The sequence below is a fragment of the Micromonospora sp. NPDC051296 genome (assembly GCF_040682255.1).
GTDB classification, from domain to species: domain Bacteria; phylum Actinomycetota; class Actinomycetes; order Mycobacteriales; family Micromonosporaceae; genus Micromonospora; species Micromonospora craterilacus.
The window spans coordinates 1-4,334 of record NZ_JBFBAO010000480.1 but is presented as its reverse complement, the minus strand read 5'-3'; the positions used below and the strand labels follow the sequence as shown (position 1 = coordinate 4,334).

The following is a 4,334-nucleotide window of genomic DNA, read 5'->3' as shown; positions in this document are numbered from 1 at the left end:
CGCTCGGCGCTCGACGGGGACCCCGACGCCGTGGTGGGAACCTTCGATGCGGTCGTCGACCGGGCCGGCCTCGTCGGCGCGTACGACGTGGCGTGGTGCCTGGCCGCGACGATGGTCGGCGATCCGGGCCCGCCCGGGGCCTGTGCGCTCGAATTCCCCGGCATCGACCAGGCCGGGTACGACGCCCGGTGGGTGGCCCGCTTCGTCAGCGCGTACGCCAACTCCGACCTCGACACCGCCGAGGCGCTGTTCGGTGCGGCGGCGGCGGACGGGCTGTTGCCCGAGTGCCTGCTCACCCTCGCCGGTTCGACCGTGGCCACGCTGCGCCACCGGGCCACCTGACCGTCGCCGCCGGCCGGCGCGGCGACCCGGCCCGGGCGCCTCATGCCGGGCCGTGGATCACTGTTGCGGCGTACCGGGAGAGCAGTTCGTGCCAGCCCGCGGTCAGCGCCTGCCGGTAGCCCTCCGCGGCGGTGCCGTGCCGGTCGAAGTGCCGGTGCACGACCTCGACCAGCGTGCCGGGCCCGTCGGGGGTGAAGAGCACCTCGACCTCGCTGGCCCGCGCCGGGTCGGGCACCGGTGCGCGGTCCGCGCCGATCTGCCAGGTGAAGACCAGTCGGCGGGGCGGGTCCCAGGTCAGGACCCGTCCCCAGTCGTTGCGGAAGCCGTACGGGCCGACTTCGTAGAGCATCCCGCCGGCCCGGGGCTCCATGCCCAACTCGGCGAGCAGGGCCGGCCCGGACCAGGTGTACTCGGTCACCCACCAGTCGGCGAGGTTCCCGGTGAACACGTCGTACGCCTGCTCGGCGGACGCGGGGACGAGCAGGGTGCTGCGGAGCGCGAACCGTTCATGATCCTGTTGGATGTCGGTCGGATCGGCCATCCCCTGTCCCATAGGCCCGGACCATACCGGCTGATGCCCGGGTGCGCAGCTTTCGGTAACGCCAGCCAAACGCAGCGCTACTCGGGTTTTCGGGCCAGGAGGCAGGCTTGCGGCCGCTTCAGGCCCGGGCCGGGCTCCTGGATCAGCCGCGCGGTGACGACCAGCCCAGCCTGGTGCAGCAGCTCCGTGACGGCGTCGGGCGAAGACAGATAGGTGCGGTAGTCATGCCGAAAGCAAAACGCCGACCGGCGAATCGCTGGTCGGCGTTGCTAAGCCCGGCGAAAGGCTATGTGGCCAGGGGCGGGGTCGAACCGCCGACCTTCCGATTTTCAGTCGGACGCTCGTACCAACTGAGCTACCTGGCCGTGGTGCTTGGGCTCATGCTACCCGGCCGGCGGGATCATTGCCGATTGGGTCACATGCCCCGATACGCGGAACGCCGCGCGTGGTGCGCGGCGTCAGCGCTTGCGGTCCTGACGGGACTTGAACCCGCGACCTCCGCCTTGACAGGGCGGCGAGCACTCCAACTGCTCCACAGGACCTAGCTGTTGTTGCATCCGGCCGAAGCCGGACCGTGCCCCCAACGGGATTCGAACCCGTGCTACCGCCTTGAAAGGGCGGCGTCCTGGGCCGCTAGACGATGAGGGCGGCCCCGCCATCATTGCATACTCGCAACGTTGAGCGGACTTGCTCCCATCCGGCCCCGCCGGAGGCTTGGAAAGCATACGTGATGCCGCACCGGACGACCAAACCGGTATGGCCCCAGCCGCAAGGCTGCGAAAAACCGCAGGTCAGGATGGGTCTAGCGGAGCTTGGTGACGCCGTGGTCGCGCTTCAGGGCGGCGATCAACTTCGGGCAGGCGGCGAGCGTGGCGGACCGGTCGCCGCCCCCGTCGTGCAGCAGCACCACCGCACCGGGTCGGGCGGAGCGCTTCACCCGCTTCCGGATCGTGGCGGCGGTCGGCTTGGCCCAGTCCTGCGGGTCGACCGTCCAGTGCAGCGACCGCATGTCGAGCTGTTTCGCGACCCGTACCACCTCGGCGGTCCACCGGCCACCGGGCTGCCGGTAGAACGGCACCTCCGCGTCCGGTACCGCCCGCCGGATCTCCTTGTTCGTACGGACCAGATCGGCGCGGATCTCGGCGACCGGCCGCCGGGCCAGGTCGAAATCGTGGTTCCAGCTGTGGTTGCAGAGCTGGTGGCCCTCCCGGACGATCCGCCGGACCAGTTCGGGGTGCTTGCGGACCTGGGTACCCACCACGCAGAAGGTGGCCTTGACCTTGGCCGCCTTCAACCGGTCCAGCACCTTCGGCGTCCAGGTCGGGTCCGGCCCGTCGTCGAAGGTGAGCGCCACCTGCTCGACCCCGGTGGTGCGGACCAGGCCGGCCGGCAGTTTGGCCGGCAGCGCCCGCAGTGGGGGTTTCGGCGGCCTGGTGGGAGTCGGCGACGGGGCCGCCTCCGGCGGCAGGGCGGCAGAGGGCGGTGGGCTGGCCGGGGTGGGCGTGGCGCTGGGCGGCGGCGAGCTGCCGCCACCGCCGCAGCCGGCGACCAGCAGGACCAGGCCCGTGGCGCAGGCGAGCAGGGCACGGTTACGCATCGTTCGCTCCCGAGAGGGGTTCGGGGTACGCGGACAAACCTGACGCTAGTTCATCCCTTTTAGGTGGGTCCACGGCGGGTCAGGAGGCGACCGCCCTCCGTGCCGAGCCGACCGGTCCGGACCCCGTCGTGTGACCAGGACCTCGTCGTGCGACCGGGACCCCGAAAGCGGTCAGGACGCGGCCGGACGGTCCAGCGAGTCGCGGATGGTCACGGCGAGCGAGACCGCCTCGGTCAGGTCCATCGGGCGCACCACTCCGGCGGGCAGCGCGTCGGCCTGCCAACCCGGCCCGGCGGCGAGCACCAACAGCGGTCGGCGGGGCGCGGTCAGCAGGGCAGTGAGCTGAGCCGGGTCGGCGGTGACCCGGGTGTGCGACCAGACCATCACGGCGGCCGGCCCGGTCCGGTCGACCGCATCCAGCAGGGCGGTCACCGGCACCCGGGCGCCGAGGATCCGGTGGCCGACGCCGGCCTCGGCGAGGGCCGCGGCCAGCGCCTCCAGCGGCAGGCTGTGCTGCTCCTCGTCGGCACAGGAGAGCAGGATTCGGGGCGGCCCGGTGGCGGGGCGGGCCGCGGTGACCGCGGCGAACGCCGTGGAGACGCACCGGGACACCAGGTGCTCGACCTCGATCAGCGCGGCGGTCGCGGCGTGCCGCTCACCGATGCCGACGAGCACCGGACGCAGCAGCCGGTCCCAGGTGCCGACGACCCCGTCGGTGGCGATGGTGCGGGAGATCGTCTCGCTGATCGCCGCCGCGTCCAGCCGCATCGCGGCCCGGGCCAGCCCGCGGGCCGCCGGCCCGGCGCGGCCGACCGGGATGGTCGTGCCACCGCCGTCGCGGGTGTTCCTCAACCGGGCCTGGACGGTGCTGCCGCCGGGGACCGTGTCGGGTGCCTGCCGAGCCCAGCGGGCCGCCTCGGCCGGGCTGACCCCCTCGGCGGTGAGTCGCCGCATGACCTCCAGTCGGGCCAGGTCGCCCACGGTGTAGCGCCGGTGGTGCCCCGGGACGTGCTGGCTGGGCCCGAGCCCGTACCGCTGGTGCCAGGTGCGCAGCGTGGTCACCGCGACGCCCAGTCGCCGGGCGACGGCCCCCGCGCTCAGCGCCTCATCGGCCACCCGACCGCTCCGGGGCGTCACCGGCGGGCAGCCCGGCCGGGTCCGACGGGTGCAGCAGCCGGTCCACCACCCCGCCCAGCCACGGCGCGTACGCGTCGGGATCGACGTCGAGTTCGGCGATCAGCGTCGCCAGGTCCACCCAGCGCACCTCGGCGACCTCCGCCGGCTCGGGGCGAAGCTGCGCGCCCGGGTGGAACTCGCCGCACAGGACGTGGTCGTACTCGACCTCGATCCGCCCGGTGGCCGGGTCCTCGGCGCGGTAGACGTAGACCCCGACCTCGGTCAGCGGAACGGGGCCGGCGCCCAGTTCCTCCTGGAGCCGGCGGTTGGCGGCCTCGGCCAGGGGCTCACCGGGCAGTGGGTGACCGCAGCAGGCGTTTGCCCAGCGCAGCGGGAAGCGGGTCTTCACCGCGGCACGGCGCTGGAGCAGCACCCGACCGTCCGGCGCGACGAGCAGCACGGAGAACGCCCGGTGCAACTGACCGGGCGGCTGGTGGGCGGCGGCTACCGTGGTCTCGCCGATCGGGCGACCCGCGTCGTCGACCAGTTCGACCAGGTGACCCTCCCGCGACAGGGACATCAGAGCCATCCTTCATTCGTGACTGCGCTGCTCGCACTCAATGGCCTTCCCCCGTTATGCGGCCGGCGGCGAGCTTGCCGGAGATGAGCACCATCGGGACGCCGACGCCGGGCTGGGTGCCCGAGCCGACGAAGACCACGTTGGCCAGTGACCGGTGC

General features: G+C 73.0%; 5 protein-coding genes and 3 tRNA genes. 1 reads left to right on the top strand and 7 read right to left on the bottom strand.

From position 1 onward, the window contains the following. On the top strand, positions 1 to 342 hold a 342-nt coding region (locus tag AB0M52_RS31275; protein ID WP_363961159.1), incomplete at its 5' end, for a hypothetical protein. Between the two features lie 40 nt (positions 343 to 382). Here the strand turns inward: AB0M52_RS31275 and AB0M52_RS31270 are convergent. The 7 genes from AB0M52_RS31270 to idi form a co-directional block, all read right to left on the bottom strand. Beyond that, positions 383 to 895, bottom strand: a complete 513-nt coding sequence (locus AB0M52_RS31270) for an SRPBCC family protein (protein WP_363961157.1) — start codon at positions 893 to 895, stop codon at positions 383 to 385. A gap of 279 nt (positions 896 to 1,174) precedes the next feature. Continuing rightward, a tRNA-Phe gene (locus AB0M52_RS31265) sits at positions 1,175 to 1,248 on the bottom strand. A 103-nt stretch (positions 1,249 to 1,351) separates the two neighbouring features. Further along, positions 1,352 to 1,425 (bottom strand) — tRNA-Asp (locus AB0M52_RS31260). A gap of 33 nt (positions 1,426 to 1,458) precedes the next feature. Then, positions 1,459 to 1,531 (bottom strand) — tRNA-Glu (locus AB0M52_RS31255). Positions 1,532 to 1,685: 154 nt separating this feature from the next. Further along, positions 1,686 to 2,480: a polysaccharide deacetylase family protein gene (locus AB0M52_RS31250; RefSeq protein ID WP_363961155.1), complete on the bottom strand. Its 795-nt coding sequence runs from the start codon at positions 2,478 to 2,480 to the stop codon at positions 1,686 to 1,688. A gap of 171 nt (positions 2,481 to 2,651) precedes the next feature. Then, positions 2,652 to 3,596, bottom strand: a complete 945-nt coding sequence (locus AB0M52_RS31245; RefSeq protein WP_363961153.1) for a MerR family transcriptional regulator — start codon at positions 3,594 to 3,596, stop codon at positions 2,652 to 2,654. Continuing rightward, entirely contained in the window at positions 3,586 to 4,176 is a 591-nt protein-coding gene (gene idi / locus AB0M52_RS31240; RefSeq protein WP_363961151.1) for an isopentenyl-diphosphate Delta-isomerase, read from the bottom strand. The genes AB0M52_RS31245 and idi overlap by 11 nt, the downstream gene beginning before the upstream one ends. Positions 4,177 to 4,334 lie beyond the last annotated feature (158 nt).